The 26,113-nt window shown below is 68.9% G+C and carries 27 protein-coding genes and 2 pseudogenes; 11 read left to right on the forward strand and 18 right to left on the reverse strand.

Features of this window, described 5'->3' with window-relative positions; translation table 11 throughout:
* Positions 1 to 35 precede the first annotated feature (35 nt).
* A complete protein-coding gene (locus ABZT12_RS35910; protein WP_356392947.1) occupies positions 36 to 221 on the reverse strand; it encodes a hypothetical protein in 186 nt (61 codons plus the stop codon).
* A 158-nt stretch (positions 222 to 379) separates the two neighbouring features.
* On the opposite strand from ABZT12_RS35910, the gene ABZT12_RS35915 reads away from it, so the two are divergent.
* Both ABZT12_RS35915 and ABZT12_RS35920 read left to right on the forward strand, forming a co-directional pair.
* Complete coding sequence (locus tag ABZT12_RS35915; protein WP_356392950.1) at positions 380 to 580, forward strand: hypothetical protein; 201 nt, start codon at positions 380 to 382, stop codon at positions 578 to 580.
* Between the two features lie 292 nt (positions 581 to 872).
* Complete coding sequence (locus tag ABZT12_RS35920) at positions 873 to 1,037, forward strand: hypothetical protein (RefSeq protein ID WP_356392953.1); 165 nt, start codon at positions 873 to 875, stop codon at positions 1,035 to 1,037.
* Between the two features lie 93 nt (positions 1,038 to 1,130).
* Here ABZT12_RS35920 and ABZT12_RS35925 read toward each other — a convergent pair whose 3' ends face one another.
* Positions 1,131 to 1,325, reverse strand: coding sequence for a hypothetical protein (locus tag ABZT12_RS35925; RefSeq protein ID WP_356392956.1), 195 nt, complete (start codon positions 1,323 to 1,325; stop codon positions 1,131 to 1,133).
* Positions 1,326 to 1,924: 599 nt separating this feature from the next.
* Between ABZT12_RS35925 and ABZT12_RS35930 the strand changes: the two genes are divergently transcribed.
* From ABZT12_RS35930 to ABZT12_RS35940, 3 genes are read left to right on the forward strand one after another with little or no spacing between them, the layout of a single operon-like run.
* Positions 1,925 to 2,473: a hypothetical protein gene (locus tag ABZT12_RS35930; protein ID WP_356392959.1), complete on the forward strand. Its 549-nt coding sequence runs from the start codon at positions 1,925 to 1,927 to the stop codon at positions 2,471 to 2,473.
* Positions 2,470 to 3,561, forward strand: a complete 1,092-nt coding sequence (locus tag ABZT12_RS35935; RefSeq protein WP_356392962.1) for an aminoglycoside phosphotransferase family protein — start codon at positions 2,470 to 2,472, stop codon at positions 3,559 to 3,561. The genes ABZT12_RS35930 and ABZT12_RS35935 overlap by 4 nt, the downstream gene beginning before the upstream one ends.
* 21 nt (positions 3,562 to 3,582) lie before the next feature.
* Entirely contained in the window at positions 3,583 to 5,925 is a 2,343-nt protein-coding gene (locus tag ABZT12_RS35940) for a lanthionine synthetase LanC family protein (protein WP_356392965.1), read from the forward strand.
* Positions 5,926 to 6,324: 399 nt separating this feature from the next.
* On the opposite strand, the gene ABZT12_RS35945 is transcribed toward ABZT12_RS35940, so the two are convergent.
* From ABZT12_RS35945 to ABZT12_RS35980, 8 genes and pseudogenes are all read right to left on the reverse strand, one after another.
* Positions 6,325 to 6,885: a DUF6262 family protein gene (locus tag ABZT12_RS35945; protein WP_356392969.1), complete on the reverse strand. Its 561-nt coding sequence runs from the start codon at positions 6,883 to 6,885 to the stop codon at positions 6,325 to 6,327.
* Positions 6,882 to 7,388 (reverse strand): hypothetical protein, encoded by a 507-nt coding sequence (locus ABZT12_RS35950; protein ID WP_356392972.1) that lies wholly within the window; start codon positions 7,386 to 7,388, stop codon positions 6,882 to 6,884. The genes ABZT12_RS35945 and ABZT12_RS35950 overlap by 4 nt, the downstream gene beginning before the upstream one ends.
* Positions 7,385 to 7,627 (reverse strand): tyrosine-type recombinase/integrase, encoded by a 243-nt coding sequence (locus ABZT12_RS35955; RefSeq protein WP_356392976.1) that lies wholly within the window; start codon positions 7,625 to 7,627, stop codon positions 7,385 to 7,387. The genes ABZT12_RS35950 and ABZT12_RS35955 overlap by 4 nt, the downstream gene beginning before the upstream one ends.
* 592 nt (positions 7,628 to 8,219) lie before the next feature.
* On the reverse strand, positions 8,220 to 8,585 hold the full coding sequence (locus ABZT12_RS35960; protein ID WP_356392979.1) for a hypothetical protein: 366 nt from the start codon (positions 8,583 to 8,585) through the stop codon (positions 8,220 to 8,222).
* Positions 8,586 to 8,655: 70 nt separating this feature from the next.
* Entirely contained in the window at positions 8,656 to 9,108 is a 453-nt protein-coding gene (locus ABZT12_RS35965) for a hypothetical protein (protein WP_356392982.1), read from the reverse strand.
* A 51-nt stretch (positions 9,109 to 9,159) separates the two neighbouring features.
* Positions 9,160 to 9,621, reverse strand: a complete 462-nt coding sequence (locus tag ABZT12_RS35970) for a hypothetical protein (protein WP_356392985.1) — start codon at positions 9,619 to 9,621, stop codon at positions 9,160 to 9,162.
* Positions 9,618 to 9,971: a hypothetical protein gene (locus ABZT12_RS35975; protein WP_356392987.1), complete on the reverse strand. Its 354-nt coding sequence runs from the start codon at positions 9,969 to 9,971 to the stop codon at positions 9,618 to 9,620. The genes ABZT12_RS35970 and ABZT12_RS35975 overlap by 4 nt, the downstream gene beginning before the upstream one ends.
* A 1,387-nt stretch (positions 9,972 to 11,358) precedes the next feature.
* Positions 11,359 to 12,060, reverse strand: a pseudogene (locus tag ABZT12_RS35980) (pentapeptide repeat-containing protein); the annotation flags it as partial.
* 387 nt (positions 12,061 to 12,447) lie between these two features.
* On the opposite strand from ABZT12_RS35980, the gene ABZT12_RS35985 reads away from it, so the two are divergent.
* Positions 12,448 to 12,942: a hypothetical protein gene (locus tag ABZT12_RS35985; RefSeq protein ID WP_356392990.1), complete on the forward strand. Its 495-nt coding sequence runs from the start codon at positions 12,448 to 12,450 to the stop codon at positions 12,940 to 12,942.
* A 273-nt stretch (positions 12,943 to 13,215) separates the two neighbouring features.
* Here ABZT12_RS35985 and ABZT12_RS35990 read toward each other — a convergent pair whose 3' ends face one another.
* On the reverse strand, positions 13,216 to 14,118 hold the full coding sequence (locus ABZT12_RS35990; protein ID WP_356392993.1) for an FkbM family methyltransferase: 903 nt from the start codon (positions 14,116 to 14,118) through the stop codon (positions 13,216 to 13,218).
* Positions 14,119 to 14,219: 101 nt separating this feature from the next.
* Here ABZT12_RS35990 and ABZT12_RS35995 point away from each other — a divergent pair, with 101 nt between their 5' ends.
* Positions 14,220 to 14,753 (forward strand): ATP-binding protein, encoded by a 534-nt coding sequence (locus tag ABZT12_RS35995; RefSeq protein ID WP_356392996.1) that lies wholly within the window; start codon positions 14,220 to 14,222, stop codon positions 14,751 to 14,753.
* Here the strand turns inward: ABZT12_RS35995 and ABZT12_RS36000 are convergent.
* The 4 genes from ABZT12_RS36000 to ABZT12_RS36015 are packed head-to-tail and all read right to left on the reverse strand — an operon-like array spanning position 14,711 to position 18,682.
* A complete protein-coding gene (locus tag ABZT12_RS36000; RefSeq protein ID WP_356392999.1) occupies positions 14,711 to 15,610 on the reverse strand; it encodes a hypothetical protein in 900 nt (299 codons plus the stop codon). The genes ABZT12_RS35995 and ABZT12_RS36000 overlap by 43 nt on opposite strands.
* Complete coding sequence (locus ABZT12_RS36005; RefSeq protein WP_356393002.1) at positions 15,610 to 16,824, reverse strand: hypothetical protein; 1,215 nt, start codon at positions 16,822 to 16,824, stop codon at positions 15,610 to 15,612. Before ABZT12_RS36005 ends, ABZT12_RS36000 begins: the two co-directional genes overlap by 1 nt.
* Positions 16,821 to 17,528 carry a hypothetical protein gene (locus tag ABZT12_RS36010; RefSeq protein ID WP_356393005.1) on the reverse strand — a complete coding sequence of 236 codons (708 nt, stop codon included), beginning with the start codon at positions 17,526 to 17,528 and terminating at the stop codon, positions 16,821 to 16,823. The genes ABZT12_RS36005 and ABZT12_RS36010 overlap by 4 nt, the downstream gene beginning before the upstream one ends.
* A complete protein-coding gene (locus ABZT12_RS36015) occupies positions 17,525 to 18,682 on the reverse strand; it encodes a glycosyltransferase family 1 protein (protein ID WP_356393008.1) in 1,158 nt (385 codons plus the stop codon). The genes ABZT12_RS36010 and ABZT12_RS36015 overlap by 4 nt, the downstream gene beginning before the upstream one ends.
* Positions 18,683 to 18,819: 137 nt before the next feature.
* On the opposite strand from ABZT12_RS36015, the gene ABZT12_RS36020 reads away from it, so the two are divergent.
* The 3 genes and pseudogenes from ABZT12_RS36020 to ABZT12_RS36030 all read left to right on the forward strand — a co-directional run.
* Positions 18,820 to 19,794: a helix-turn-helix transcriptional regulator gene (locus ABZT12_RS36020; protein WP_356393010.1), complete on the forward strand. Its 975-nt coding sequence runs from the start codon at positions 18,820 to 18,822 to the stop codon at positions 19,792 to 19,794.
* On the forward strand, positions 19,791 to 20,360 hold the full coding sequence (locus ABZT12_RS36025; RefSeq protein WP_356393012.1) for a peptide deformylase: 570 nt from the start codon (positions 19,791 to 19,793) through the stop codon (positions 20,358 to 20,360). The genes ABZT12_RS36020 and ABZT12_RS36025 overlap by 4 nt, the downstream gene beginning before the upstream one ends.
* A gap of 290 nt (positions 20,361 to 20,650) precedes the next feature.
* Positions 20,651 to 21,488: pseudogene (locus tag ABZT12_RS36030) on the forward strand (IS5 family transposase); the annotation flags it as partial.
* 141 nt (positions 21,489 to 21,629) lie between these two features.
* On the opposite strand, the gene ABZT12_RS36035 reads toward ABZT12_RS36030, so the two are convergent.
* The 3 genes from ABZT12_RS36035 to ABZT12_RS36045 form a co-directional block, all read right to left on the reverse strand.
* On the reverse strand, positions 21,630 to 22,064 hold the full coding sequence (locus ABZT12_RS36035) for a DUF6193 family natural product biosynthesis protein (RefSeq protein WP_356393026.1): 435 nt from the start codon (positions 22,062 to 22,064) through the stop codon (positions 21,630 to 21,632).
* An 865-nt stretch (positions 22,065 to 22,929) separates the two neighbouring features.
* A complete protein-coding gene (locus tag ABZT12_RS36040) occupies positions 22,930 to 23,640 on the reverse strand; it encodes a tectonin domain-containing protein (protein WP_356393015.1) in 711 nt (236 codons plus the stop codon).
* 658 nt (positions 23,641 to 24,298) lie between these two features.
* The gene (locus ABZT12_RS36045) at positions 24,299 to 25,030 is read right to left on the reverse strand and encodes a peptidase inhibitor family I36 protein (RefSeq protein ID WP_356393018.1); all 732 of its coding nucleotides are present in this window, start codon (positions 25,028 to 25,030) and stop codon (positions 24,299 to 24,301) included.
* A gap of 723 nt (positions 25,031 to 25,753) precedes the next feature.
* Here ABZT12_RS36045 and ABZT12_RS36050 point away from each other — a divergent pair.
* Positions 25,754 to 26,011, forward strand: a complete 258-nt coding sequence (locus tag ABZT12_RS36050; protein ID WP_356393020.1) for a hypothetical protein — start codon at positions 25,754 to 25,756, stop codon at positions 26,009 to 26,011.
* Positions 26,012 to 26,113 lie beyond the last annotated feature (102 nt).

Raw genomic sequence — 26,113 nt, forward strand, 5'->3', positions numbered from 1 at the left:
ACGCAGCACTCGACACCTCCTGCGGTACCCGACTGCTATCGGCGGCGCGGTGCGGTGGCCCGGATCTCCGCCAGGACGATGCCGGTCACCGGGTCACGGTGCACCGGGACGTACAGGCCCCAGTCGCCGTCACCGGCCGTGAGCCAGCCTCCACCCCACGGGACGTCGGTGGTCGCCAGCACGCGACCGGCGAGCGGGCCACCCAGGAGTTGGACGATCACAGCGGTACCTCCACCCGGCGGGACTCTCCCGCCTCACCCCTTGGTGGGGCTCGACACCGGAAGGACAGCACCAGGGCGCCAGCGACCTCCGTCCCGGCCTCCGCCGCCGGGCTGACGGCGGCTGAGGCGCGGCGGCCCCGACCGACGCGCGTTTCGGCATGAGCGCGCTGGGCTGGGCTGCCGGGCTCGGCGTCACCGGCATCTTCATCAGCCTCACCGTCGGGTCCCTCGTCACCGCCTCCGACGGCCACGGCTTCTCCTACTGGCTGTTCATCGCCCTGCTCGTCGCCTGCAACATCGGCGCCTTCTGCGTGACTCCCTACGCCATCGTCCGCGGCACGGTCGGGCGCCGCTGGTGACCCGTCGCGTACCCGTCAGCCTCCGGGGCGGACGAAGTGGCCGGAAGCCCGGATCGCCCCCGCCGGCGCTGACACACTCGGCACCGTTGTGATCACCGCGTATCGACGGAGGACACGTTGAGCCAGCAGGAGCAGCCCTGGCAGCCGGGTCCGAACGATCTGCCCTTCACCGCCCATCTGATCCAACCCGCATGGTGACCGGCACCTTGGCTTCAACGACGTCGAGGGCCGCTTCTACCGGCTGTGGCAGCACCGGCAGCCCGAGCCGCTCCACACCGGCGACGCCATCCTGGTGCGACCCAGCGACATCGACCAGATCATCAAGTTCTCCATGATCTGGGTGAAGAACCACCCCACCCACCCGCGCAGCAGTGACCTGTCGGACGAACTCGCCGCCGGGGCCCAGGCAGTCGTGCTGCACTTCGCCCAAGCCGCCCAGGCCCCCGTACAGCGCTAGGCCGGCCCCTCGGACGCTGCGCCCCACCGACCGAGGAACTCCTCCAGGGCGCGGCGCTGCTCTCCCTCGCGGGCGATCTGCTGCGCGAGCACGTCACGGTCGATGTACGGGTCGACGGCCGCGAGGGACCAGGCGCTGGAGTTCGGCCGGGTCCAACGCCTCCACCTCCCACTGCACCGGGCGACGGGGGTCGAAGCCGTAGCGGTCGGCGAAGGCCGGCCACCTCGGGTCACCCTGCTTGCCCTCGGTGGCGGGCAGCTCGTAGGCGCGGACCTGGTCGTAGGTCAACAGGACACGCTCCGTCCGGCGCCAGCAGCCGGTGCGCGCCACCCAGTCCCGCTCAATGTCCTCACCCGAGCAGTCAAAATCACCGGCGTTTCTCCGGGGCGCCGCGAGCGTGCGACTGGAGTTTTCGCAGCTCAGGAGCGGTCCCGAGCACTGTAGCGGATGCAACAGGTGTGGTGCACGAAGCTACTCGCCTTGATCGTCTTCTGCCGCCGACTCGCCCCGACCGATCCTCCTCGCCACTCCTTGCAGGGCTCGCAACAGCTCCCGCTCGGCGTCTTCGGCCCTGAACTCGATGTTCCACTGACGGACGTCGTCCACCAGCCCTCGATCTCTGCGGCGAGCCGCTCCCGCAGCAGCCCGGGACGGAGTGCTTCGACCTCGACCGAGATGTGCGGGTCGATGCCCTCGCGCAGGCACTCCTCGCGGTAGCGGGCGAAGTTGACGTCCCGGTGTTGACGTCGTGGGTGACCGCGCCGACTGCCGGTCCTGGTTGGTGAGGAGACGCCCGATAGGTGCTGGAGATGACCACGACCGCTCCCACGGCTATCGTGAAAGGAAGGCACCGCTGAGTTCCGCCACCGTGAAGGCGAGGTGTGCTCATGTCGGAACAGACCGGTAAGCCCCCTCCTCGAAACGTTGCACTGTCCCAGGATCCCCTGGTCGACCAACTCCGGCCCTTGCCGACCGATCGTCCGCCTGAGGTTGTCGAACTGCTTGGATTCATTGGCCGGGACACCGAGGATGGATATTGGCGTCTGTACCTTGACACGGCCCTCGACACCTATCTCAGGATCTCCGAGTCCGATGTCGTTACGACAGGCGAGAAAAGCCCGGGTGACGATGTGCTCGCCCCTTCCCGTGTCACGGTGAAGTCCGCGGCGACGGTGGAGAAGGTCGGGACGGTACCGCTGGATGCCCAGGCGAGCTTTCTCCAGGGCAACTACACCGCGGCGACGTTCTCCACAGCGACCGCGTTCCGCATGCCAGCGATGGATGTCCGGTCACGACGTCTTCGTCGTGCGGCGGATGCGGAGAAACCGGATTATCCGGTGTCCAACAACCCCTATCTCTGCGTGCCGCAAATCACCATCGAGCTGCACCAGTCTTGTTATTGCACGATATTTTGCCAAGTGCTCCCCGCGCGATGACCCCGCTGTTGACTGGCCAGGACCACTCGCCTCGACGGATTCTGGCCCATCTTGCCGACACCGGCCTCATGCCGTCAGGCGTACGCAGTGCGGCGGACATCGTGGTCACCAAGTGCACCAGCCGGAACTCCGGTTACCTGGTTGAGTGGGTCGGCGGCGAAGCCTGGTTCCTGAAGTTTCCGCAAAGCCTGGAACAGGCAATGACGGCGCGTCACGAGGCGGCCGTCTACCGCGCACTGTCGGCGACGGACTTTCATCAGCTTACTCCGCGGCTGATCCACTATGAGCCAAGCCCGATGTTGCTCGTACTCCAGGGATTTCCGCACACGGATCCGTCCGACCCCCTGTTGATTAGCTCGCGACGGTCACTGGTACGAGCCGGTCGGCTGCTCGGCCGCACGCTCGCACTGCTGCACGACCTCCCCCACGGCGACGACGACCCGCCGGCCCTCCCCCCGCCTTCCCTTCGCATGGACCTGCCGCCGCTGGGCCTGCGCGCGCACCTGGGCGGCGCTGCCTCGGAACTGATTCGCCTGGTACAACAGGACGCCGCACTGACCGGCTCCTTAGCCCGATGCCGCGACAACTGGGGCCGCAACGGCTGGACCCATGGTGAGATCAAATGGCCGCATTGCCTGCTGTGCCGGGCAGCCGACGAGGACACCGTGAGCCTGGTCCGCCTCGTGGACTACGAGTTTGCTGGAGTCGGTGACCCAGCCTGGGACATCGGCTGTGTCTTCACCTCGTACCTCGGCTCATGGCTGGCCTCGATGCCCTCGCCGACGGCGGCGACCGCCGAGTCGATGGTCTGCCGCTCCGCGTTGTCCACGCGCGACGTCCAGGAGGCGGTGACCGCTCTGTGGCGCGTGTACGCAAGGCAGCGCGGGCTGTGCAATGACGAGCGCTGGGCCGTACTGGAAGCCGCCCTGAGCTACACCGTCGCCGGCCTGCTGTGGAGAGTGTTGGAGTCCTGCGTGACGCAGAGCGATCTGCCACCCCGCGCCGTGCTGGCACTCCAACTGGCGCACAACCTCGCCCATCGTCCGCGCGAGGGGGCCAGGCACTTGCTTGGCCTCCCACTGACCTGACGTAGAGGGACGGAGCGGGCTATGCCAACCTACCGCGATCAGCTGGACCAACTCACCCGCTGTGTCCGCGTCATGAAGGGCCCGGCATTCTCCTGGTTCGGACGCCGGGTTTCAGCGACGACCGCAGAACCCGGTGCGGACACTGCAGCGGATCAGCTGCAGTCGCTCCTCGCCCGCTACCTCTACAAGTTCTACTACGTTACGGGCGCTCCCGTACCGACCGGCGTCCGGCTCGCGCAGGTCGGCAGCCAACTTGACGGAGAACTGGTAGATGCGATTGGCGTCGGTGCTGCGGGTACCGGCCCCTGGGAGGGTGGCTGGAGGGTCGCCGGTCGTCATCCCGACGGCATAGTGGTCGAACGCGAGGGCATCGCGTTCCTCGTACCGCCTTGCGACACCGACCCGAATCGGCAGGAACTCGCCGGGTCACTGGCGGTCCGGCAGCCCTCGTTCCTGCGGGCGGCGCAGCCGGGATTCTGCTTCGTACTCGGAGACACTACTTTCCCGGCGCCGCACTCTGGGCGCACCAGGTTCTACTGGAATCTCTTCCCAGATGGGGCCCCCGCCCTCGCCCGCGCGCTGACCGGTGAACTCAACGATTGTGCTGTCCCATTTTCCCTGAAGCTAGTCAACTCCGAGGACGGCTACACACGGTGTGACGCGGCTGTCCTCCTCGTTCCCGACGAGCACCTGCCGACAACACTCGAAGTTGTGGCCCGACGGCGCACGGACATGGCCTGGGCGCTCAAGGACGGCGTTCCCGCGCTGGCCAAACGCCTCGCCCCGGGCATCGCCGCAGCGGAGGATCCGGGAACTGGCGAGAGCTTCGGCCAGCACTGTTGCCGGCTCCTGGCGGAGGCGCTGTGCGCACCGGAGGTGCTGGCGGCACGGGGCGCGCAACGCCGCACCAATGCGCTCGCCCACGTACTGGAGACGAACGGCCTGCCCGTCACCGAACCGTACCTGCGGGTCGGCTCCGCCGATCGGCTAGTACTTCCGCAGCCTCAGAATAGCCAGCACCACAGGCGCGCGACCGACAACCACGATGCGGCGCCAGCACTGGTCCCTGCTGCGGCCCGCATCGGCGAGCTGCTCCTCGATGAGGCGCTCTGGTCTGACGACGCCTGTACCTGGCTGGTGCCGCGTGCAGGGACACCTGAGGGTTCGGCAGTCGGCAGTCGGCGGTCGTGGTCCACGGCGGGCGCTGACGTCTACGGGGGCGCGGCGGGCATAGCGTACTTCCTGGCCGACCTTGCAGCCGTCCTGGATGATGTCCGTTTTGCGCGAGCGGCCACCGGGGCTCTCCGCTATGCGGCCCACGAGGTCGACCGCAGTATGCGCCCCCAGGACGCGACGTTCCACCTCGGCTGGACCGGCGTGGTGTATTGCCTACTCCGGGCCGGTGACCGGTTGAGGCGCCCGGACTTGATCTCGTGGGGGGAACGGATCGCGCGCGAACGACTTGGTAAGGACACGATCTGCGGGACCAACGACTGGCTGGGCGGACTTGCAGGCAACATCACCGGATTGCTCGCCCTCGCCCGCGAAGGACTCGCTGGCCCTCTCGTCGAGACCGCAGACCGCCTCGGTCGCACCCTGCTGGCGCGAGCGACCGGCACCGACGGCGTCCGCACCTGGCCCCCAGACGTGCGCCGCCACCGCACCGCGCCCCTGACTGGCATGGCCCACGGAGCTGCCGGGATCGCGCTGGCCCTGACCGAACTCGCGGTGGCCACGGGCAACCCCGTATACAGTACGGCTGCGTTCGAAGCCGTTGCGTACGAGCGCCGGTGCTTCTCCCGCACCCAGCTCAACTGGCCTGACTTGCGGCGGGAGTCCGCAAGGGACGGAACGCGCGGCGGCCGACGGTACGCGGTCGCATGGTGCCATGGGGCGCCCGGGATCGCGTTGGCGCGGGCATCGATGTGGCTGTGGACGGGAGACGACGAGCTGCGCGCCGAGGCTGAGCTTGGGCTGGAGACGACCTGGCGCTCGCTTGACTGGCTGATCGGAGACAGGATGGAGCGTATGGTGCTCTGCCACGGCCTGAGCGGCAACCTCGCGGTCGTGCGGCAATGCGAGCGCCAAGGTCTGGTGGCAGGGCAGGAACACCAGGCGAGCACAACCGCAGTCGCCCGCCACCTACAGACCGTCGCCAGCCTCACAAGCGGCGACGGTAGTACGTCTCGGTGGGCGCGGGAGACTCCCTCACTCTTGACTGGTGTAGCCGGAATCGGACAGGTTCTCCTCCAGGAGGCCGGGGCGTCCACCTCCTGCCTTCTTGTGGCCCCCACCGCAGGCCCGCTACCTTCCGAACTTGGCGACAAGACCCAACGGGCCGTGCCGTCAAAGGCCGATGTCTGAGGCAAGTTGCCCCAGAGCTGAGATCACCAGCCCACCGTCGTGCGGGGGTTGCGCGCTACCAGGTCGTGCCTCGCCGTCTCACGGCTGCCGCTGGGGGCGGCAGAGACGTAGAAGGGCGAACTGGCGGCATGCCCCGGAAGCGACACGCACGCTACGAAGAGAAGACGTGCTGGACGCTGCACGGTTGCGCCTCTTCCGTGATCGCACAGATCGCCGCTCGTAGGGCCTCCACCTGTGCTTTTGTGCGGCGGCCCCATTTTACGGAGCTAGCGCTGTAGTCCGGCATACCTCCAGTGAACGCCAGAGGCAGGGGGGAAGTCATTGCTTCGCCCGGCCAGCCGGTTCCCTGCCGCTCAGCGGCTGGGAACCGGGTCTGCTCGTCTCAGCTGGCTCCTGCGCTCACCCGGGCGGGCTGGCTGCGCGGTCGGCCTGGCGGTTGAGCTGGGCCATGAGCTCGCGGTTGGCGGCGCGGGCGGCGGCGAGGTCGTCGTCGCATTCCTGGAGTTTCAGTTCCAGGTCGATCGCCTGCTGTTCGAGGGTGGTGATCCGGGCCTTGAGCTGCTCAGTGTCGTCTGCGCCTCCGATGCCCACCTCGCGCCAGACCTGTTCGCCGAGCGCTTCGCTGAGGCGCTGTTCGAGGCGGCGGACCTGGGCGGCGAGGCGGGCGGTGCGGGCGTCGGCAGCCGCGAGGTCGGCTTTGAGCGAGGCGCGGCTGACAGCGGGGCCGTGGCCGCCGAGGGCGGCGGCTGGCTCGGCGGCCTGGGCGTGGATCTGGGTGAGGAGGTCACGGTGGCGGTAGAGGAAGGTGCGGTCGACGCCCGCGCGCTGGGCGATGGCGGTGACGCTGATGTCCGTACCGTTCTTCGCGGCGTCGGTGAGTGCGGCAAGCACGCGCTGGCGGCGGCGTCCGGTGTCGGCGCGGCGGCCCTCGATCATGGCCTGGACGGCGGGGGCGGTCATGCGGGCCGCTCCGGTCGCAGGTCGGGCAAGGGCTGGCGGATGCGCGGCATGCCGAGGAAGTTCTGCCGGGTCTGGCGCACGACCGCGGCGGCCTTCTGGATCTCGGCGCGTTCATCCTCGGTGAGCTGGTCGACGTCCTCGGTGACGCGCTGGATCAGGCGCCTGATGCGGGTGATCTCCGCGTCGGACGGGGCGGCTTCGGCGCGGGCCCAGTCGTCGGCCTCGGCCATGGACCGCAGCTTCTCGCGCTGCCGCAGCAGGTCGTCCAGGTAGGAGCGGAGATCGGGGAGGTAGGAGACGTCGGTGGAGAAGTGGTCGCAGCCCACGCAGCGGAAGCGGAGCGGGCAGGCCCCGCCGCCGGCCGCAACGTTGGACGGCTCGGAGCAGGTGCCGAAGGGGACAACGACCGCGCCGACGGCCCGGCGGGTGCGCTCGGCGTCGAGGACACTGGTGACCGCGCCCCAGATCCGGGTGCCGTGGCGGTCGAACTGCGTGTTGGTCACGCGCTCCACCGCTTCCCGCAGCCGTACTTCCTTGACGCGTAATACGTCCGGGTTGTCTCGAAACTTTCATGATCCATGAGCTCGGCCAGCACGTCGACGGGGATCCCGGCGTCGGCATGGCGTTGGGCAAAGGAGTGCCTTGTGTCCGCAGAGGCCGTGTGCGGGCGAGCGCGTGTTGCTATTGAACAGCGGGGACTCACTCGACAGGTTCGCGACGTTCGTTGCCGTCGGTGTTGCATTCCATGCCCTTTGATGTGACGCGCATCACTCGTTGGGCCTCAGATCTCGATCCGCCGCTTCCACCACGGGAGGTCTCGCGGGGCGAACGGGTCATTGACTGTGCGGGCGATGATTCGTTCGTCGAGAGGCCCAAGTTCTCTCCGCAGCTCTCGTCGAGCCCGCGGGCGGAGGGCCCAGGTGACGCGCTCAAGCAGAGTTCTGACGTGGTGGCAGCCGCTGCAGAGGTTCCAGTCGTCGTGCCCGTAGTCGGGGGCCGGGTCCCGGTGCGGGCGTTTGCCTGAGTATGCCCATCGTCTGAAGGCGCCGGCGACGGAACCAGGGGGCAAACCGTGTCCGCGTTCGAAATCCGCGATCTGACGGTTGGCGGAGAGGGAGAGACCTCGTATGACTGGAGGCCGTTGAATCACTGCAGGCCGGCCGTATGCGTTGCGCCGCGGTTGCTGTGACCTGATCTCGCCCGGTGATCGGCGAGGCATGGGGGCTTCCAGGGGAACCGGTTGTTCGGAAAGTGTCCCGTTGACCATAGCGACGTGCGGCCAGTGGGCTCAAGAGCGTCGAACACGCGATCCTCCTGGGTGCTGCCGTCGGTGCTCAGGCGGTCTGGGCGGCTTCGTTCTTCTCTCGTTCCGCGAGGAACTCATCGAGGAGTTGGAAGAGGACCTCGATCGCGCGGGCTTCGTGATCGGGCGGCAGGTTCCAGGGGTTGTCCCAGCCGCCGGGCAGGGCGATGTGCAGGACTTGGCTGGGCCACGCATGGTTGCAGCGCTGTCCTCGGCGGGCAACGAGCCACTCGTGCCATCCCGACAGCCCCGGCGCCCTGTGCCGTGCCGAGCTCTGGTCGTATCCGGTGAGGAACGAGGTCAGCGCGTGGAAGGAGGAGCGGCCGACGACCATCCCGGGCCGCTTTCCGACGCTGGCGAAATACTCGCGTTCACTCATCTCGATGAGTTGGGTCATGAATCCGTTCTCTCGCGTGATTGCGGTGGTGGCCTGGAGTCTCGCGGGTCTGGCCGGAGGTGGTGACGGGTCAGGGACACAGCCAGCAGTAGAGGCGATCGCCTCGGGCGACCGCTCGGCCGGCGATTTCGGAAAGCCCGTCCAGGAAGCCGGTCAGGTCTTCTGGATCAGCCTCGTGGCGGAACACGCCTTCGACGGTCGACCAGTTGGTGGCGATGTCGCGCAAGGACCTGCCGTCGCGAGTCGCGAGCGCATCACGAAGGGCATTGGTCAGCGTGACCACCACCACTTCACCGTCCCCGACCATGCCGACGAGGCTGCAGTGCCGAGGGTCGGCCTCAACCTCGGCGGCGGACCTGCCGGTGATGAGTTCCTCGGCGGGCATCAGCACGAGCATTGGGTCGATCACCTTGACCACCAGCTGGTCGTAGCCGGTCCCACTTGGCTGATCATCATCTCGGACGACTGCCCGGAGTGCATCGTCGTCATCAGCAGCGGCGAAGTAGCCGTAGAGGACACCCATGGGCAGATGATCGCATCCGCTGCTGACAACACCGTTGGTCAGGACGGTTGCCTAACTGCAGGATCCGATCGTCGTGGTCCGGGCCGCCGGGAGCCGGGTCACTCGGCCGGCTGTCGTTGCCGATCTGCGGAGGTGCAGGATCTCTTCGTGCTGGGCGGCGAGCCGGGCCAGGGCCTGCGAGCGGAACTCGCTGAGCTCGTCGTTCACGTCCTCGGTGCGGGCCAGCCGTTCCTTGAGAGCGGCGATCTCGGCTTTCAACCGTTCGATCTGGGCAGCGCGCGGGTCGGGGATCCGCCCTGCTTGCTGAAGCATCTGCAGGCGGCGTTCGAACTCTTCGCGGAGGTGGGCATAGGGGCGGGTGCCGTAGAAGGCGGTGCGGTCGACGGCGGCTTCTCGGGCGAGGGTCTTGATGTCACAGGTGCCGCCGGGCGGGATCTCTCCGCGCAGGAGGCGGTCCATGGCCGCCCGGATGCGGTTCTCGTTCTCGGTCCGTTGTGCTGCTGTGATCCTCATGCGGAGTCCTCGTCGGATGGGCCAGTGGCGGCTGCGTCGATCTCGGCGACGACCCGAAGGGCCCGGTCGTAGTCGCGCTGCAGGCGGGCGTGTTCGGTCCGGCGGGTCTTGCCCAGGTCGCCGAGGAACGTCTTCGTGCGCTCCGCATGCTCGGCCCAGACGGGCCGGTGGCAGGGGTGGTGGGTGGCCTGCGGGCATCGGGCGGAGTCACACATCCCGACCAGTGGCCGGTCGGCGGTGGGGGTGCCGGCGAGTTTGAGGCAGAGGGCGCGGGAGGGGTCGGTGAACCAGCAGAAGTTCGCCGGTCCGATGTGCAGGGTCTTGGCGCGCTTGGTCAGCAGGTTCAGCACGTCCCGGTCACTGCGCTGGGTCCGGGGCGCCGATGCGGTGGCGGGTTCGAGCTTCTCGTCGACGCTGGCGAAGAACTCGGTGAGGCTGCGGGCGCCGGGCCCGGTCGGCAGAACGCCCTGCTGGAAATTCTGGAACTCGGCTAGGATCAACTCCAGGTTCCGGTCGGCTTCGTGCTTGTTGACCTCGGCGAGAAGCTCGGCCTGCGCGCCGCCGGGGCGCGAGGCATACCCCTCTGTTGTGGCGACGGCGCGCCTGTTCTCCACCTGGGGCGAGGTCGTCGACCCTGCCGCTGAGAAGCTCCTCGCTCCCACCGGCTGGACACGTCCCGACCCGGCGACCTACCCCTCCGGCGGTGAAGGTGCCGGCGGTGGTCAGGTCCTGTCCGGAGGCGCGGAACACCACCGAGTTGAGGGTGACGTTCAGGGCGTTCTCAAAGCGCTCGCCGGTGAACCGATTGCCGGTGGGGTTCTGCGGATCGTCCTTGCCGATCTCGAAGGTGACCTTGCCCCCGCCGGCCGGGACGGTGCCGGTCGCGGTCTGCTTCGGGGTGTCCTGGGCGAGGCCGACGGCCACCAGCAAGACGATGGTGAGGAGCATGGCGGCGCCGAGCCAGGCCAGGGCCCGGGAGGCGCGCAGGCCGTAGCCGGACAGCGCCCAGTACGCGGTCAGCAGCCCCCGTTCACTGCGGGGAATGTCGTCGGCGTTGCGGCGCATCTCCATCTCCCCGTAGTAGAAGTCCGCGGCCCCCGGCTCGTGCTTGCCGTCCTCGAAAGCCTTGCGCAGAGCCCGGTACACCGGAGCCAGTTGCAGCGGCCCCGCCCGTCCGGCGCCCAGGACCGCCGCGTTCCAGCCCCGCACTGCTCCCGGCTGGCTGGCGCGCCAGTGGTGTTCCTCCGCCAGGACGCGGCGCTCGGGGAACCGTACGGGCGGCCAGCACCGCCAGTGCACCTCGGGCGGAGCCGTGTCGAAGGTGCAGGCCCACTCCAGCCGGAGTTGGTCCAAATGCACGGTGCCGGCGAACAGGCATCCCGACAGATCGAGGTCGGCGAGGACCAGGTGGGCCGCGTCCACCCCTCGCAGCGACGCCACCCGCACCCTGGGGTCACGCGGGCTCGGAAAACGGCCTTCGGCGAGCTGTCGGCCGTTGGTGAGCACGAACGGATCCGGCTCGGCGGCGATCGTGAGGGGGTACTCGAACACCGCATGCGCGAAGTCCACCGTGGCATAGCGCAGGCGGATCTCCGCCGTCGATGACCAGCGAGTGCGACGGCACTCCAGACGGCGCGCAGCGAACGAGAGGGTCACCGGGCTACCGAAGGCCGCACCGGACAGCACAACCCGTCCAGCACACGCCAAAGGTCCGAGCTGGTCAGCTGCTACGAAGGTCGTCGACTCGAAGCTGACGTCGCCCTGGAAGGTCGCCGAGTTGAACGAGGTGTTGCCCTTGAAGGTCGCCTCCATGAACAGGGCGTCGCCCTGGAAGGTGGCCGAGGTGAACCTGGCGATATCCTTGAAGATCGCCATGAGGAACCCGGCGTCGCCCTTGAAGGTCGCCGCGTCGAACAGGGCGAATCCCTCGAAGGTCGTCAGGCCGAACTCGGCGCGGCTCTCGAAGGTCGCCGCCTTGAAGGTCGCCGAGCCGAACCTCGCGCTGCCCACCTCGAAGGTCGCCTCGCCGAACAAGGCGCTGTCCTTGAAGGTCGCCTGGCTGAACTCGGCTTGGCCCTTGAAGGTCGCCTGGTCGAACAGGGCATGGTCGCCCTCGAAGATCGCCGACTCGAACAAGGCCGCGCCCTCGAAGGTGGCCAATTCGAACTTGGCATGGCCGAGGCGGGGGTGCCCGGTTTCAGGGTCGCGGAGGGCGTTGAGGAGGGCATTGAGAAGGGATTCGGTGAAGTTGGTGCCCCGCTGGTCGATGCTGGCGCCAGGAGTCAGGACGGCCAGGTAGGCGTCGCGGTCGTCGTCGGCGAGGTGGGCGAGGCATACGGTGTGGCCGGGGACGTGGATGCCGCGGCAACCAACGAGGTCGGCAGCAGGGTCTGCACCGTGTGCGCAGTGCGGCCAGGGTGGCGGTTCGGATGTGCTCATGGTGCGGCGGCTCCACGGTGTCAGGGTGCCCGTATGGACGTCCTGCGGACGGGCACGGTTCAGGCTCGACGGTGACAGGCCGCGTCGGGGAGGCTCTCACGCCGCGAAGATGCCGTACGTGCCTGAAGAACCCGTAGATATCCGTCAGGCACGGAGCACTGAGGGACACATGCCTCACATGCCTGTCGCCCGCTCGACACCCGAGATAACTCAGTCCGTCGGCCCGGACTCGAAGACCGGGACGTCGGTGGGAGACAGGTCCGGACGTGCCCGGTGCCAGCGCGCCGGGTGCCGCCACCGTCCGGCACTGTCCCGGGCGACATCGACGCCGACCTCAGCCTCTGCCGGGGTTGCTACCGTCGACCTCCAAGTGAATACGGAGATCTCATGGAACAGCTCATCGGTGTCGTGATCGGTGGCGTCATCGCCTCCGGAGGCGGAGCCCTCACGGCATGGCTGACGGCCAAGCACCAGAAGAATGCCGCCCGTGCGAAGGACCTATGGGACCGCCGTGCCGCCGTGTACCTCGACCTGTTGCTGCACCTCAGTGGCACGGTTTCCTTCGCAACCGACTCGGACGTGCCCGGCTACTACGGACCGCAGACCCCCGAGCAGCACCAGCTCCGCCGGGACCTTGCGGCCAGGGTCACCCTCTTCGGTTCCCCGAAGGTTCGGGAACTCTGGGAGGCCGCCACCGAAGCCATCGGCGATCTGCACTACGTCTGCGCTGAGGGCCAGTTCTACACGCAGGACGGCAACATTCCCCCCGGAATCACGGACCCCGGCTTCCTCAGGTGCAAAGCCGCTGAGGAGAAGGCGGAGCAGGAGCTCATCAAGCAGCTCCGGCATGAGATCGACGTTGACAAGCATTTGAAGGATTGAGTGCCCCACAGCCCGGGCGCACGGCGGTCCCGGCCGAGGCCGCACCACGTCCGCCGCCGAGGTCCGCGCGACCTGTGACACCCGCACGCTCTGGATGTCCGCTCAGCATTCGATGGCACGCGCAGAAGGTTCGATGACACGGAACATCGACACATGGCGAGGTAAGCCCATGCCGAGACTGCCTGATCCACGTACGCGGTCAAGGGGCGACTGGCACGGCGAAGGCCTCCGGGAACGTCCCGGAGGCCTTCGCCGTACGGACGGGACGCCCCGTCAAGGCGTCTCGGCGTCGAGGCGAGAGAAGACCAGGTCACTCATCTCCGTGACGGGCCCGTGCCACCGGATCGGCTGTGCGGGGTGGCGCAGGGCGGCCGGGTAGCTGGCCGCGGCGTAGTCGTTGGCCAGCCGGTAGGTGTGAAAACCGTGGTCACGCAGGGGTCCGAGGACGTCGTTGACGCTCTGCCCCTGCTTGGCCAGCGTCCGGGGGGTCACCTCAACGACCAGTTCGACGTCACCCCGCAGGTCGTTCAGGGCGGGGACGAGCCCGCGTATCGCGGCCGCCTCTCCGCCTTCTACGTCGACCTTGATCAGTCGGGCGGCTGCGAGTTCCTCCGCGGTGAGGAGGGTCGGCAGCGGTGCCGCGTCGGCCTCGAAGGAGGCTTCCACGGTACGTGAGCGTACGGCGGTGGTGCCGCCGAGGTTCGTGGAGCGCTCTGTGTAGAAGGTGAGCCGACCGGGGGTGTCGGAGACGGCGGCGTTGATCGTGCGGACGTTGCCGCACCCGTTGGCCGCGATGTTCGCGGTCAGGGCCTGGTGGAAGGCGGGCGACGGCTCGATGGCGACGACGCGGCCGGCGGGCCCGACGAGGCGGGAGGCCAGCACCGTGTAGTAGCCGGTGTGCGCGCCTGCGTCGACCACCAGGTCGCCCGGGGCGAGGCGGGAGCGCATCCAGGCGGTCAGGTGGGGTTCCCACACCCCGAACAGCCACAGGTAGCGCTGGATGACGTCGCTGGTCACCACGGGGAAGGCGGTGCCGTCGAGGGTGCGGGCGGTCGCGGTGAGGGGGTGGTGCTTGAGGTGCTCGCTCAGGCGGGCGGCCAGCTTGGGCGTGCCGAGGCCGGCGGGCAGGTGCCGTACGTACGCGCGCAGGGCCTGGAGCACGAGCGGAGGGGTCACGGCGGACTCCCGGGTGAGGGCACGGCGATCGGGCCGTGCGGCGGGGCGGGGGGTGGCAGGCTGAATGGGAGAGCGGTTTTGGCGACGGAGGAGGAGCTTCGGTGAAGGCGGCAGTGTCCGACCGATCGGCCCGCGGTCAGGAGTCGGGGCCGGTGGTGTATCTGCTGGTCGGGCTGACCGGGTCGGGCAAGACCACGTTCGCGAAGCGGCGGCTGGAGCCAGCCGGGGCGGTGCGGCTGTCGGTGGACGAACGGGTGCACGACCGGCACGGTCGCTACGGCGTCGACTACCCGGAGCGGGACTACTTCGCCCTGGAGGCGCCGGTGGTCGCCGAGGTCCGCGAGGAGCTGGTCGCTCTGGTCGCGGCCGGGCGGGATGCGGTGCTGGATCACGGGCTGTGGCAGCGCTCGGACCGCGAGGAGTGGACCAAGCTCGTCATCGAGGCGGGCGGCCGCCCGAGGATGCTGTACTTCCCGGTGCTCCGCGGTGAGCTGCTGCGGCGCCTGGAGGAACGCAACGCGCGCGAGGACGCCAACGCGCTGACCGTCACGGAGTCGGCGCTGGACGACTTCTACGCCCGCTTCGAGCCCCCTCACGACGAGGGCGAGGAGATCATCGAGCCCGGCTCGTTCTGACCCGGCGCCGGGGTCGGCGGCCGCCAGGTGGCGACCAGCCGGGTGGCCTGCGCCGCCCACCAGTCGGGCACGCTGGCCAGCGAGACGGGCCGGAAGTCCAGCCGGGCGGAGTCGACGGCGATCCGGCCGCCGTGCCGCTGAAGGTGCTCCAGGAGCCGCCGGGCCTCCGCCAGACGGGCCGGTGAGCCCGTCTTCCAGGTGCCGTCCGCCGAGTACGCCGCGCGCCGCTCGACGTCCTCGCGGACGCCGTCGCGCCACTTGAAGTGATGGACGACGACGGGCGGCTGGTTGGCGGGTCGGTGGCCCTCGGCGCGGTGGTTGCCGGAGGCCACGGGCACGCTGGAGTGCGCGAGCACGATCTTGCGGGGGTCGCCCCGCAGCAGGTGGTGGGTGAGGAACGCGCCGAGTGGATACGCGGCGTCCAGGCCCCGATCTGCCTCCCAGCCGGTCAGGGAGCCGTCCGCGGTCACCCGGTCGAGCATCAGCCCGCCCACCGTGCCGGTCCCCGACGCCTCCGCCGCAGCGATCACCTCGTGCAGCGGGGCGGGGTAGGTGTGGAGTTCGTCGGCGTCGGCGAGCAGGTGCCACCCGGCGCCGGCGCGCTCGCGCAGGGCGTCCCGCAGCCGGGGGTTGGTGTGCTCGTGCCACGGCCCGACGCTCACCACTTCGGGGACGATCCCGAGTTCGCGGCAGGCGGCCTGCACCTGGTGGCGCCGGTCCACGGTGACGTGTTCGGGGAAGCGGAAGCCGAGGTGGAACCGCTCAACCCCGAGGCCGCGATAGTGGGTGATCCAGGCGGTGAGCAGGGCCGGTTCCACGCCGCCGACAACGGCGATCAACGGGGGCAGGGCGAACATCAGGACGGCTCCTTCAGGTGGGTGAGGAAGGCGGTCTGTCCGGCGGCCGTGGGCACGCCGAGGTCGGCGGCCGCGCCCGCGGCGGGCCGGGGCAACGGAGACCAGGCCAGGTCACGCAGGACGTCGGCCAGGGCGGCACTGTCGCCGGTCGGGAAGAGGCGCACCCAGTCGTTCCCGGCCAAGGCCTTGGTGAGCGCCGGATCGTGGTCGGAGCAGATCAGCGGGACACCCAGGCGGACGGCGTCGACCACCAGCCCGGATTCCTTGGCCACCCCCGGATGGCGGGCGACCAGGGCCGCATCGCAAGCCGCGTACGCCTGCCGGATGAGCGTCTCGGGGACGGGCCCGGGGCGGGTGTGCAGGCGGACGTGCGGCAGGGCCGCCCACGTCTTGAGCAGGTGGTGAGTGGCCGGACCGCCGACGACCAGCACGTGCACGGGGACATCGAGCCGGGCGAGCGCGGCGCCGACGGCGCCGGGGTCCTTGTAGGGCCACCAGCCGCCGACCAGGCAGACGGCCGCCTCGTGGGACGGGACGCCGAAGGCCTCCCGCGCCCGCCGGCGGTCGGCGTCGGTGAGCCGGTCGCCGGGGTCGGCGACGGCGAACGGCCGCACCTGCAGCGGCAGGCGGGGGAAGCGGGCCGCCAGGTCATCGCGTACGGCGTCGGTGGGGGCGAGCACCGTCACCCGCCGCTCGCCCCGGCGGGCCAGGCGTCCGAGTGTCCTGAGCACGGTGTCCTCCGTGGTGACCAACTCGTGCACGAACCGCAGGTGCGGCCCGCCGAGCAGTCCGGCAGCGCCGTGCAGGGCCTCGCTCGCGCTGAGCACCACCACCGTGGCGGCAGGGCCAGTGAGGCGGCGGCCGGTGCGGACGCAGGCGGCTTCGACCAGGCAGCGGGATAGCATCGTGACCTGGTGCGGGAGGCGGCACACGGCATCGGGCCAGCGGCGGGAGGCGAACGCGCGGCGCCCGTACGCCGCGAGCTTCGCCGTGTACGTCCCGGCGGCCGCCAGCAGTGCGGGCAGCGCCCCGGCGGGGCCGGTGATGCGGGCCCCGGTGCCCTCCAGGGCGGTCCGGGTCTCCCCCGGGACGCCGTACGGTGCGATGACCACCGTGTTGCCGTGCGCGGCCGCCAGCGCGGTCAGGGCGTGTTCGCGGTGTCCGCCCGGGCGGTGGGCGCCGGGTTCCACGAGTATCAGCGGTGTGGTGGTCATCCGGCGATGGCTTGCTCGCCGTGGCCGGCGGTGAACCGCTGGTAGAGCCATCCGGGGTCGTTGAGCTTGTCGAACAGGTCGGGGACGCGGGCGGCTTCGTGGGTGAAGGAGACGCCCTCGCGGGCTCCGGAGACGGCGAACTCGGCGAACTCGCCCTGCCCGCCCGCCGTCCACGCGGCGATCCGTTCGGCGGCCTCGGCGTCGTCCATGCCGTACTCGCTGCCGCGTGCGAGCATCGCGCACTCCCGGAATCCGGCCTTCCAGGCGTGATACGGGGACTGGTTGATCCGGGTGGTCCCGGCGATGTCGGCAGTGAACTCGCACCGTCCGGGCAGCGCGGCCAGCACGTCGACCGCGTCTCCAAGATCCCGCAGCGCCGAGCGGCGGATCAGCTTGAGCCCGCCGTAGCCGTAGACCAGACCGTTGAGCGGGTTGCGGGCCCGCCACACCCGCATCGACACCCCATCGGCCAGCGGCTGGACGGCGGACAGGGCGAACTCGGTGGCGAGGACGAAGTCGCCGTCCACGAGCAGGAACTGTTCATGGTCGACCACCTCGGCGGCCAGCCGGTAGGCCCGGCGCATCCCCTGGACGCCGTGCAGCCGCTTCACCGGCGTCCCGAGCACCCGCTGGAGCCGGGCGTGCAGCCGGTCGGCGAGGGGTTCGTCGTAGGACAGCATCACCGCGTCGAACGGCACGGTCATCGCAGGGCCTCCAGGTAGCGGGCCGCCACGGCGGCGGGGGTCAGGTCGGCGGTGGCGGCGTGGGCGCGCTTGGCGTGCACCCGGTAGAACTCGGCATCGGTGGCGAGCCGGACGGCGACGGCCACGGCCTGGTCCGGGGTGTCGAAGAGGAGTTCGTCGTCGATGTGCTCGGCGAGCCACCCGGTGCGCGGGGCGATGACCGGCAGGCCCATGCCCTGGCAGTCGATGACGGACATCGACCAGGGGCAGCCCGGCCGGAACGGCGCGATCCCGAAATGCGCGGCGGCCAGCAGGTTGCGGTAGAGCACCCGGTCGCCGCGGTCGGAGGCGATGGTGACGCCGTCGAGGGCGGCGAGTTCGTCGCGGTGCCGCTCGGGGCTCGGGTCCAACCGGACCCGCTCCGGGCTGCGGGTGCCGAACAGGTCCATCACCGTCAGCGTGACGGGCGCCTCCGCCACCAGGCGGCGGGCCAGGTCAGTGAAGGCGGCGGTGCCGTAGTGGGCGTAGAGCCGATGGTTGTAGAGCGCGGCCGCCGTGCCCTCCGGTACGGCGACGTCGGCGGGGTCGCGCACCAGGCGCTCATCCCGTGGAGCGGGCACGACGTGCAGCTTCTCCCCCAGGTCCACCCCCGTACGCGCGGCGGCGGCCGTCGTCCAGGACGCGGCGGTCGAGGAGTGCACCAGCACGCGGTCGCACGCCGCGAGCCCGGCGGCGAAGGCCAGCAGCACGCTGTGCCCGAGTCCGCCGTCGTCCAGCGACGGGTCCGCCACGAGCTGCCCGTCGTCGGCGAAGGAGAACGGCAGGTAGTGGCAGTACCCGGCGATCAGCGCGTCGGTACCGGCTTCCAGCAGGGCGGCCCGGATGGCAGGGGCGGCCTCGACCTGGTTGGCCACCACCACCTCCGGCCGCCGCCGCCGGATCAGGGCCGCCAGTTGGCTCACGCCCGGGTCGAAGCGGGCCCGGTACTTCGTGGCCGGCACCGTGGTGGGCTCGAAGTTCACCCGGCGGTCCCCCGTGGCGACCGGGGCCGCCACCGTCACCTCGGCTCCGGCGTCCGTCAGGGCTGGAGCCAGCAGCTCGGCGAAGGTGAAGCCGGAGTCGGCCGACAACTTGTGCGGGTTGGAGACGTTGAGCACATACAGCACGCGCTTCACGAGATCCCCTCTCACCGGCCGCGAGAGTCGGGCCGGTGAGAGGAGCAAACCGGTGCCGGGGATGGCGACAGAATGGTGAACTGTCCTCACTCACGGTTCACTCACGCACTCAACTGGCCACGCAGGGCGGAGCTTTGATGGACGCGCAGGACGACGCGATCACCGTGGAACAGGCCACCGAGAACTTCGCCGCCGAGGTCGCGTACTGGCGCGAGGTGCGCGGCATGGCGAAGAAGGCGCTCGCCGAGCTGATGGGCTTCCACCCCAGCTACGTCAGCCACGTGGAGTCCGGCCGGCACAGGCCGACCGAGGACTTCGCCCGCCGTGCGGATGAGACCTTGAACGCGGGCAAGGCGATCTGGCGCCGGTGGAACGAGTACGAATCGGCCCGCGCCCGCCAGACCACCACGGCAGCCGCTGTGCCCACGCCACGGCAGGCCGAGCAGCCGTACGCCACCGGGTCGGCGATCGTCGTCGAACACGACGCCGCCCGACTCGACTACGACGGCAGCGCCTACCGGCTCACCATGCGCCGCCTGCTGCGCAACACCGGCACCGCCCCGATCACCCGCTACCTGATCCGCATCTCCGTCGACCGCTACCCCGGCCACCCCGAACGCTCCAATGCCCACTACCGGCAGCATCCGCTGACCTGGGACGAACTCGCGCTCACCGCAACCTGCCGCGGGGAGGCGATGCGCTGGCAGGTCAAGCACGACCGGGACGCCTTCAAGGAGTTGTGGCTGCTGTTCGACAACGACCAGGGCCGCTTCCCGCTCTACCCCGGCGATTCGGTGTGGATCGAGTACGCCTACACGGTCAGCGACGCCAAATGGGGTCGCTGGTTCCAGCGCGCCGTACGGCTGCCCACCGAGCACCTGGAGGTCACTCTCGCCTTCCCCGCCGCACTCGATCCGGTGGTGTGGGGAACCGAGACCTCGATGACCGCCGAGGCGTCACCGCTGCCCAGCGCCCCCGCACGGAGCGAGGAGAACGCGATGCGTCTCTTCACCTGGTCGACCGCCCGCCCGGCCCTGCATGCTCGCTATCGTCTCGAATGGCGGTTCCGGGCCCGGCCCGAACAGGACGTGAATCAAGGGGAGTTCAAGTGAGTGTGGTGCGGCCCAGCGAGCAGATGCGCAACCTCGGCGTCGTCCAGCAGGGCGCCCCCGTCCTTGCCGAGGTAGCGCGCCGGTTCGACCTGCCCGCCGAACGGGAGGCCGCCGAGCGGGCCGTGGACGGCCTGTTCGCCTCCATGGAGCGCATCTCGCGCGTCCACACCTTCGCCAAGGGGATGGGCATCGCCGCCCCGCAGATCGGCATCGGCCGCGCGGCCGCCGTCGTCCAGCCCACCGAGCAGGGCGCCGGTGCCATCGTGCTGCTCAACCCCCGCGTCACCGACGTCTCCGACGACACGGACGAGCAGTACGAGGGGTGTCTGTCGTTCTTCGACGTCCGCGGCATGGTCCCCCGCCCGCTGCGTATCACGGTCGAGACCACCACGGTCGAGGGCGCCACGGTCACCGCGGTGTACGAACAGGGACTCGCCCGGCTCGTCGCCCACGAGATCGACCACCTTGACGGGCTGCTGTACGTGAGCCGCATGCGGCCCGGCGTCGAGCCCCTCCCCGTTGAGGAGTACCGGCAGACCGGCCGGACCTGGGCATACGAGCAGTAGGCGACCCCCGGCGTTCACCCGTGCCGGGTGACTCACCCCGACAAACTCACCTCTTAGAGGACGTTCTTGTCATCTATCCAGCAGTTTGCGGTAGTTCGCGCCTCATGAACTTGGCGGCATTCAGGAAGAACGGGTAATTTGTCGCACCTGCCGAGACGGACACGGCCATGTGATTTGCTGTGTTTAACGCCGATAGCTCCTGTCCGGTTCGAATACAGCCCGGGATATTACTTTTGCCTCGCCCGATCGAGCGATATGCCCGGTTACGCGCCTTCTGTATGAGTAACCCCATGACCTCTTCGCAGCAGCGCAAGCCGTACCTGAGTGATCTCTCCGACGCCCGCTGGGAGTTGATCGAGCCGACCTTGACGGCCTGGCGGGCCGAGCGTCAGAAGACCTCGCTCAACCTCGGCGGCAAGGTCACCGACCTGCGAGAAGTCATGAACGCGATCCTCTTCCTCAACCGGACCGGAGTCCCGTGGCGCTACCTGCCCCACGACTTCCCGCCGCACACCACCGTGTTCAGCTACTTCAGCGCCTGGACCGCCGACGGCACCATCGAGAAACTCGGCGTCCGCCTGCACCGCCTGGTCCGTGAACAGGCAGGATGCACCGCCGAACCCACCGCCTGCGTCCTCGACGCACAGAGCGTCAAGACCGCCATCAGCGTCCCCACCGACACCCAGGGCACCGACGCCGGCAAGAAGATCGTGGGCCGCAAACGCAGCATCGTCGTCGATACCCTCGGCCTGTTACTGCTGGTCATCGTGACCGCAGCCAGCGTCTCCGACAACGAGGCCGGCAAACAGCTCCTCACCCGGATCGCCGCCGACCACCCCACGATCACCAAGGCGTGGGTCGACACCGGCTACAAGACCCAGGCCATCGAGCACGGCGCCACCCTCGGTATCGATGTCGACGTCGTCTCCAGGAACACCCAGGTCAAAGGGTTTTCTGTGATTCCGCGAAGGTGGGTAGTGGAGCGAAGTTTCCGGCTGGATCATGATGCACCGCCGCCTCGCCCGGGACTACGAAACCAAACCCGCCCACTCCGAGAGCATGATCCGCCTCGCGATGATCTCCAACCTCGCGAAACGACCAACCGGCGAAACACCCATAACCTGGCAAAACCATGAACTATCCGGTCTTCAACCGGAACGTCCTCTGACAACGAAGTTGGACTGTTTGTCAGCGAAGTTGGACCGGACAGGCGGCCATCTGAGCCGGGACGCGATGCTCGGAACTGGGCCACGATGGTTGGAACTGAGATCAGTCAGCGGAGTGGTCGGGGTCCGGGGCTGCGGAGGCGGCGGGCAGGATCGTAGCCTCGTGGGCGACGAGTTCTTCTGGGGTCCCTACGAAAGCAGGTCCGCAGTTCGGAGGGAGGCGCTCGACCACCATCGCGATGGCCTGTTGCGGCGTCGCGGCCGGCCCTACGGTCTCACTGCGCAGGGGGCCGGAGACCCAGTATTCGCCATCTGCCGCGGGCTGGATGTAGGGAATGTCCCATGTCCATCGCTGCCCTGTGCAACGGCTGAAGTGCAGCTCTCCCATTCCTGTCCACGGGAACAACTGGTGTAGGCGCGGTTCAGCGCAGACCGCCTCGAGCAGTTCCGGCCGGACCCGCCCGTCGTCGCGAACCTTCTGCCAACCCGCTTCGACCAGGGCTCGGCCAGGTGGTGTCGTATCCATAGTGACCATCATCCCCGTGCTGTTGCTCGTTCGATCCGACAGCCGCAAGCGGCTTGTCGCCCCGCGCCAGCGAGTGTCCCGCCAGGACCGAACCTCCAGGTCACGGCAGATCGCGGTTCCGACTACCGCGTCCCGTCACACCATCCCGAGCCGTTTCTTCCTCCGCGCTCGGTAGCGCTTCATCCGGCAGGAAGCCGAGCATGTCAGACGGTTCTGGGACCTCCGTTCGGGAAGCGGGAGCCCGCAGACAGGGCAGTCGACGGGCTGCTGCCGCGGAGGAACGATCGCCACAGACCGCGGCAAGCCACGATCACGTCGCCGGTTCATGTAGGCCCAGTAGCTGCACTCTTTCGAGCAGTAAACCTTGTGCGCCGGGCCGGAGTGGATCGGCGCCTCGCATGCCTGACAGGAGCGGACGGGAGGTGAGGGTGCCCCCAGCCCCATCGGTCCAACATCAATGGCAGAAACGTAGTGGTTGTCCAACTTCCCTGGCAATCGGTCCATGTTCAGTGTCAGAGGACATCAGCGACCCCTGTCACGCTCACCGAACGTGACGGGCTGAGCTGTCACGCACCCCCGGCCGTGCTGTCACGCCCGCCGGTTAGAGCGTGACAGCAGCCGCGAGAATGCCCGCTAATGTCCGGTTCTTGGGGCGTGGATCGGTGTCCGTGCCATTGAACCTTGACCGTGTGCCATCGAAGTCTGATCGGTAAAAGCGATGATCACGGCCATGTTCTCGTCTAGCTATGGCCAACGGACGTGTAGCACTGCGTAGCCGTCGTGGACCTGCGTGATCCGGACGCGGGCGAACCCGGACGCTGGTGCGGGCCCCCGGCCTGTCCCGGCCAGGGGCCCGCACGCGATCAGGGGGCAGAAGTCAGCTCGGCTGGTCGCCGGTGTACCGGTAGATCTCACCGCCGGGGTTGATGTGCCACACGGTGCCGTCGGCGCCGGCTGCGATGTCGTGGGCAGTGCCGGGGATCTTGATCCACGGGTTGCCGCCGCTGGCGTCGTTGTTGGTGTACCGGTAGATGCTGCCGGCGGGGTCGACGCCCCACACGTTCGTCCGGGAGCCCACCGCGATGCGCTTGAGACTGCCGGGGACGCTCTTCCACGCGTTCGAGCTGTCCTGGTCCCCGGTGTACCGGAAGACCTGGTTGCCGCCGTTGACACCCCATACGGTGCCGTCGGCGGCCGCGCCGATGTCACTCAGCGCCCCGGCAATCTTGATCCACGGACTGGCATCGTGGTTCGTGTACCGGTAGATGGTGCTGGCGGAGTCCACCCCCCACACGTTCGTCCGGGATCCCGCGTCGATGCGGACCAGGCTCCCGGAGATGCCCACCCAGTTCGTGCTCCCCTGGTCTCCGGCATACCGGTAGATCTGGTTGCTGCCGTTGACACCCCACGTGGTGCCATCGGCGGCCGCGCCGATGTCGCTGAGGCCCCCCGGGATGTTGACCCACGGGCTGGCGTCGTAGTTGGTGTGCCGGTAGACGGCGCTCCCGTGGTTCACACCCCATACCGTCGTCCTGGAGCCCGCCGAGATAGCAGCGAGACCGCCTGCGATCTTCACCCAATCAGCCATGCCTGAAATCCCCCTTCGTTTACCGGTGTTGGCTTCCATCATGGAGGGCGAGATGGGCTGATTAGGAGGGAGAATCCTTGTTCTGACATGAAATAAGCCAGCAAATCTATGTTTCATTTTCTGCCGACTTGCGGGGGTGGGGGCGGGGACGGCCCGGCGTGGAGGAAGTGGGCTGGAAGTGCTGTCCCACCCGGAGGGGGTAGACAGAAGCGTCGGTCCATGCCATTGACCAGGACCGGACGCCGGTAAGAACACTCAGCTTCGAGTATCGCCCTGCGCTACATGTTCGTTCGCCATAGCCATAGGGGCTGCTACGGGCATGCTGGTGTCGGGTGGTCCCGCGACTCGGCACCCAGAGGGGCCATCTTGCGGCGCCGCGTTCGGTCTTGCCGAACCTCTGACCAGCCGTGATCAAACTTCGATGACGCAAACTCGCGTCCGTCAAGAATCGATGGCACGCGCTCAAGATCTGGTGGCACAGGACAATCGGGCCTGCACCCCCTTCCAGGCCGGTAAAGGTTGAGTGACTGCGGCTTTCGCGTTCGGCGCACGCATGAGGCCCTGCGTCGGGACCTGGCCCGCACCGGTGTGCCGGTCGGGGGCCGGACTCCGCCGGACGCGGCCGTCCGGGGGAGTCCGGCGTGGGCCGGGTGTCGGATCAGCCCAGTTGTTGGGCGTTCAGGCCGGTGAGGTGTTCGTAGGCGGGGTTTTCGTCGGGGTAGAGGACCTGGATGTCGATGGGGAGGGCAGTGCCGGGATCGACGCTGTGTCCGCCGCCTTGGGGTGAGCCGAGCAGGACGGCGCCGTCGGTGCCGTTGCGGAGGATCTCGCCCCAGAAGGCGTCGGTGAAGCTCTTGGACAGTGAGGTTCCCTCCGGCAGGTCGCCGAAGCCCACGGCCCATTTCATGACGCGGGTGTCCTCGGCGTGCATCGTGAGCCGGTAGGAGTAGATGTGCCCCGGGCCTTCCGCCCAGTGGGCGCGCAGTGCCTGGTCGACGCGCAGGTTCCCGACGAAGCGGGACGCCAGCGCGGACTGGGCCTGGTCGTTCCAGGAGCCGTTCGGGCTCCCGGCCATGGGGATAGCGGCCAGGTTCGCGATCGAGGTCCCCCGGTCCACCGGCAGTGAATGCCCCTGCTGGTTGGCGGCCGAGAAGAGCGCGTTGTCCTCGGCCGTGTTGTTGACGACGGCACTCACCCCGTCACCGCTGTGGTCGAAGCCGTACTCGGAGAAGTCGTTGATGTATGCACCCATCGGAATGGCCAGGATCTTGTCGCCACGCCCCGGGGTCTGGCCCGCGTTGAAGTTGCTGGCCCGGTAGAGACAGAAGTTCCCCTCGGGGCACGCCTCGGCCCCCTGGCCGTAGATCAGCTTCGGTTCCTTGTCGCTCACTGCACTCCCTTACCGCTGATGGCAGCCGCCGGGTTCTGCGGACCGTGGCTGTCCCGGATGTTGCTGGCGGGGCTTGAGCCCGGCCCGTCGTGACGACCGGCGGCGCAGACACCTGACCGACACACTATGCGGCATTTTCGCTACTCAAAGTAACGACACGTGAGACCCGCATCGGCCGTGGGGCGTCAGTGCAGCCCGGTGAGAATGATCTTGAGTGTGGGCCGCAGGCCAGGAACGCCTCTCAGGACCTCAGAACCCGCAGTTCTGAGAGGAACGGCTATCGCGAGGACACCATCGCCCTCGTGCTGGCCCGGTCCCCGGCCCGTAGCCACTCAACCTTCGCTGAGAATGCTCAACCCTTAGTGCGACAGAACACCACCCGGGGTTTGTCTCACCGAAGTTCGACCGGTGCTCTGGCAGGTCAGAAGCCCCGGAGTGAGGCGTCGTGGTGACCGCCGGAGACGGGCGTGTCCATGGGGTGCAGTCATCGGAGGGGGACGGTGAGCGCGGCGACCGGGGGAGCTCCACGGGTTCGCCCTCGGCATCGAGCGGCATGCCGGTGATCTGGTAGCCGTGGCCGGGCGGAAGGCCGGCGGCCTCGACCTGGTCCTCGGTGAGCTCCACCGTGACGCGGGTCGTGGAGCTACCCGTCCCCGGAGACGGGCGTGCTGTGGGAGGACGCCCGCGACCCCCACCTGGAGCGCCTCGCCGGCGAGCAGCCCCGTGTCGCCCGAGCACGCACCGCGCCGGTCCCAGGTCGTCCTGGTGGAGCCCGCGCTGAGCCAGCTGGCGAAGCTCACGGCGAGCGAGACGCACCGCCTGGACCGCGCCATCGTCGCGATCAGCGTCAACCCCGAGCTGGGCACCCCGGTGCCCGACACCCTGCTGCGCGACTACGTCGACGAGATCGACGGCGTGCGGGTGATCTTCTATGTGACCGCCCTGGGGTCGATCACGATCGTCGCTTACGTTGAGGCGTAGGGCCTCCCGAGAACTCCGCAGCAGCGCCCCGGACTCCACCCTCGTCCGGGGCGCTGCTGCGTCTGCTGCATGGTGCAGCGCCGAGATCGAAGAGCGGCGTGT

The organism is Streptomyces sp. NPDC005423 (assembly GCF_040606415.1).
In the GTDB taxonomy this organism is placed as follows: Bacteria; Actinomycetota; Actinomycetes; order Streptomycetales; family Streptomycetaceae; genus Streptomyces.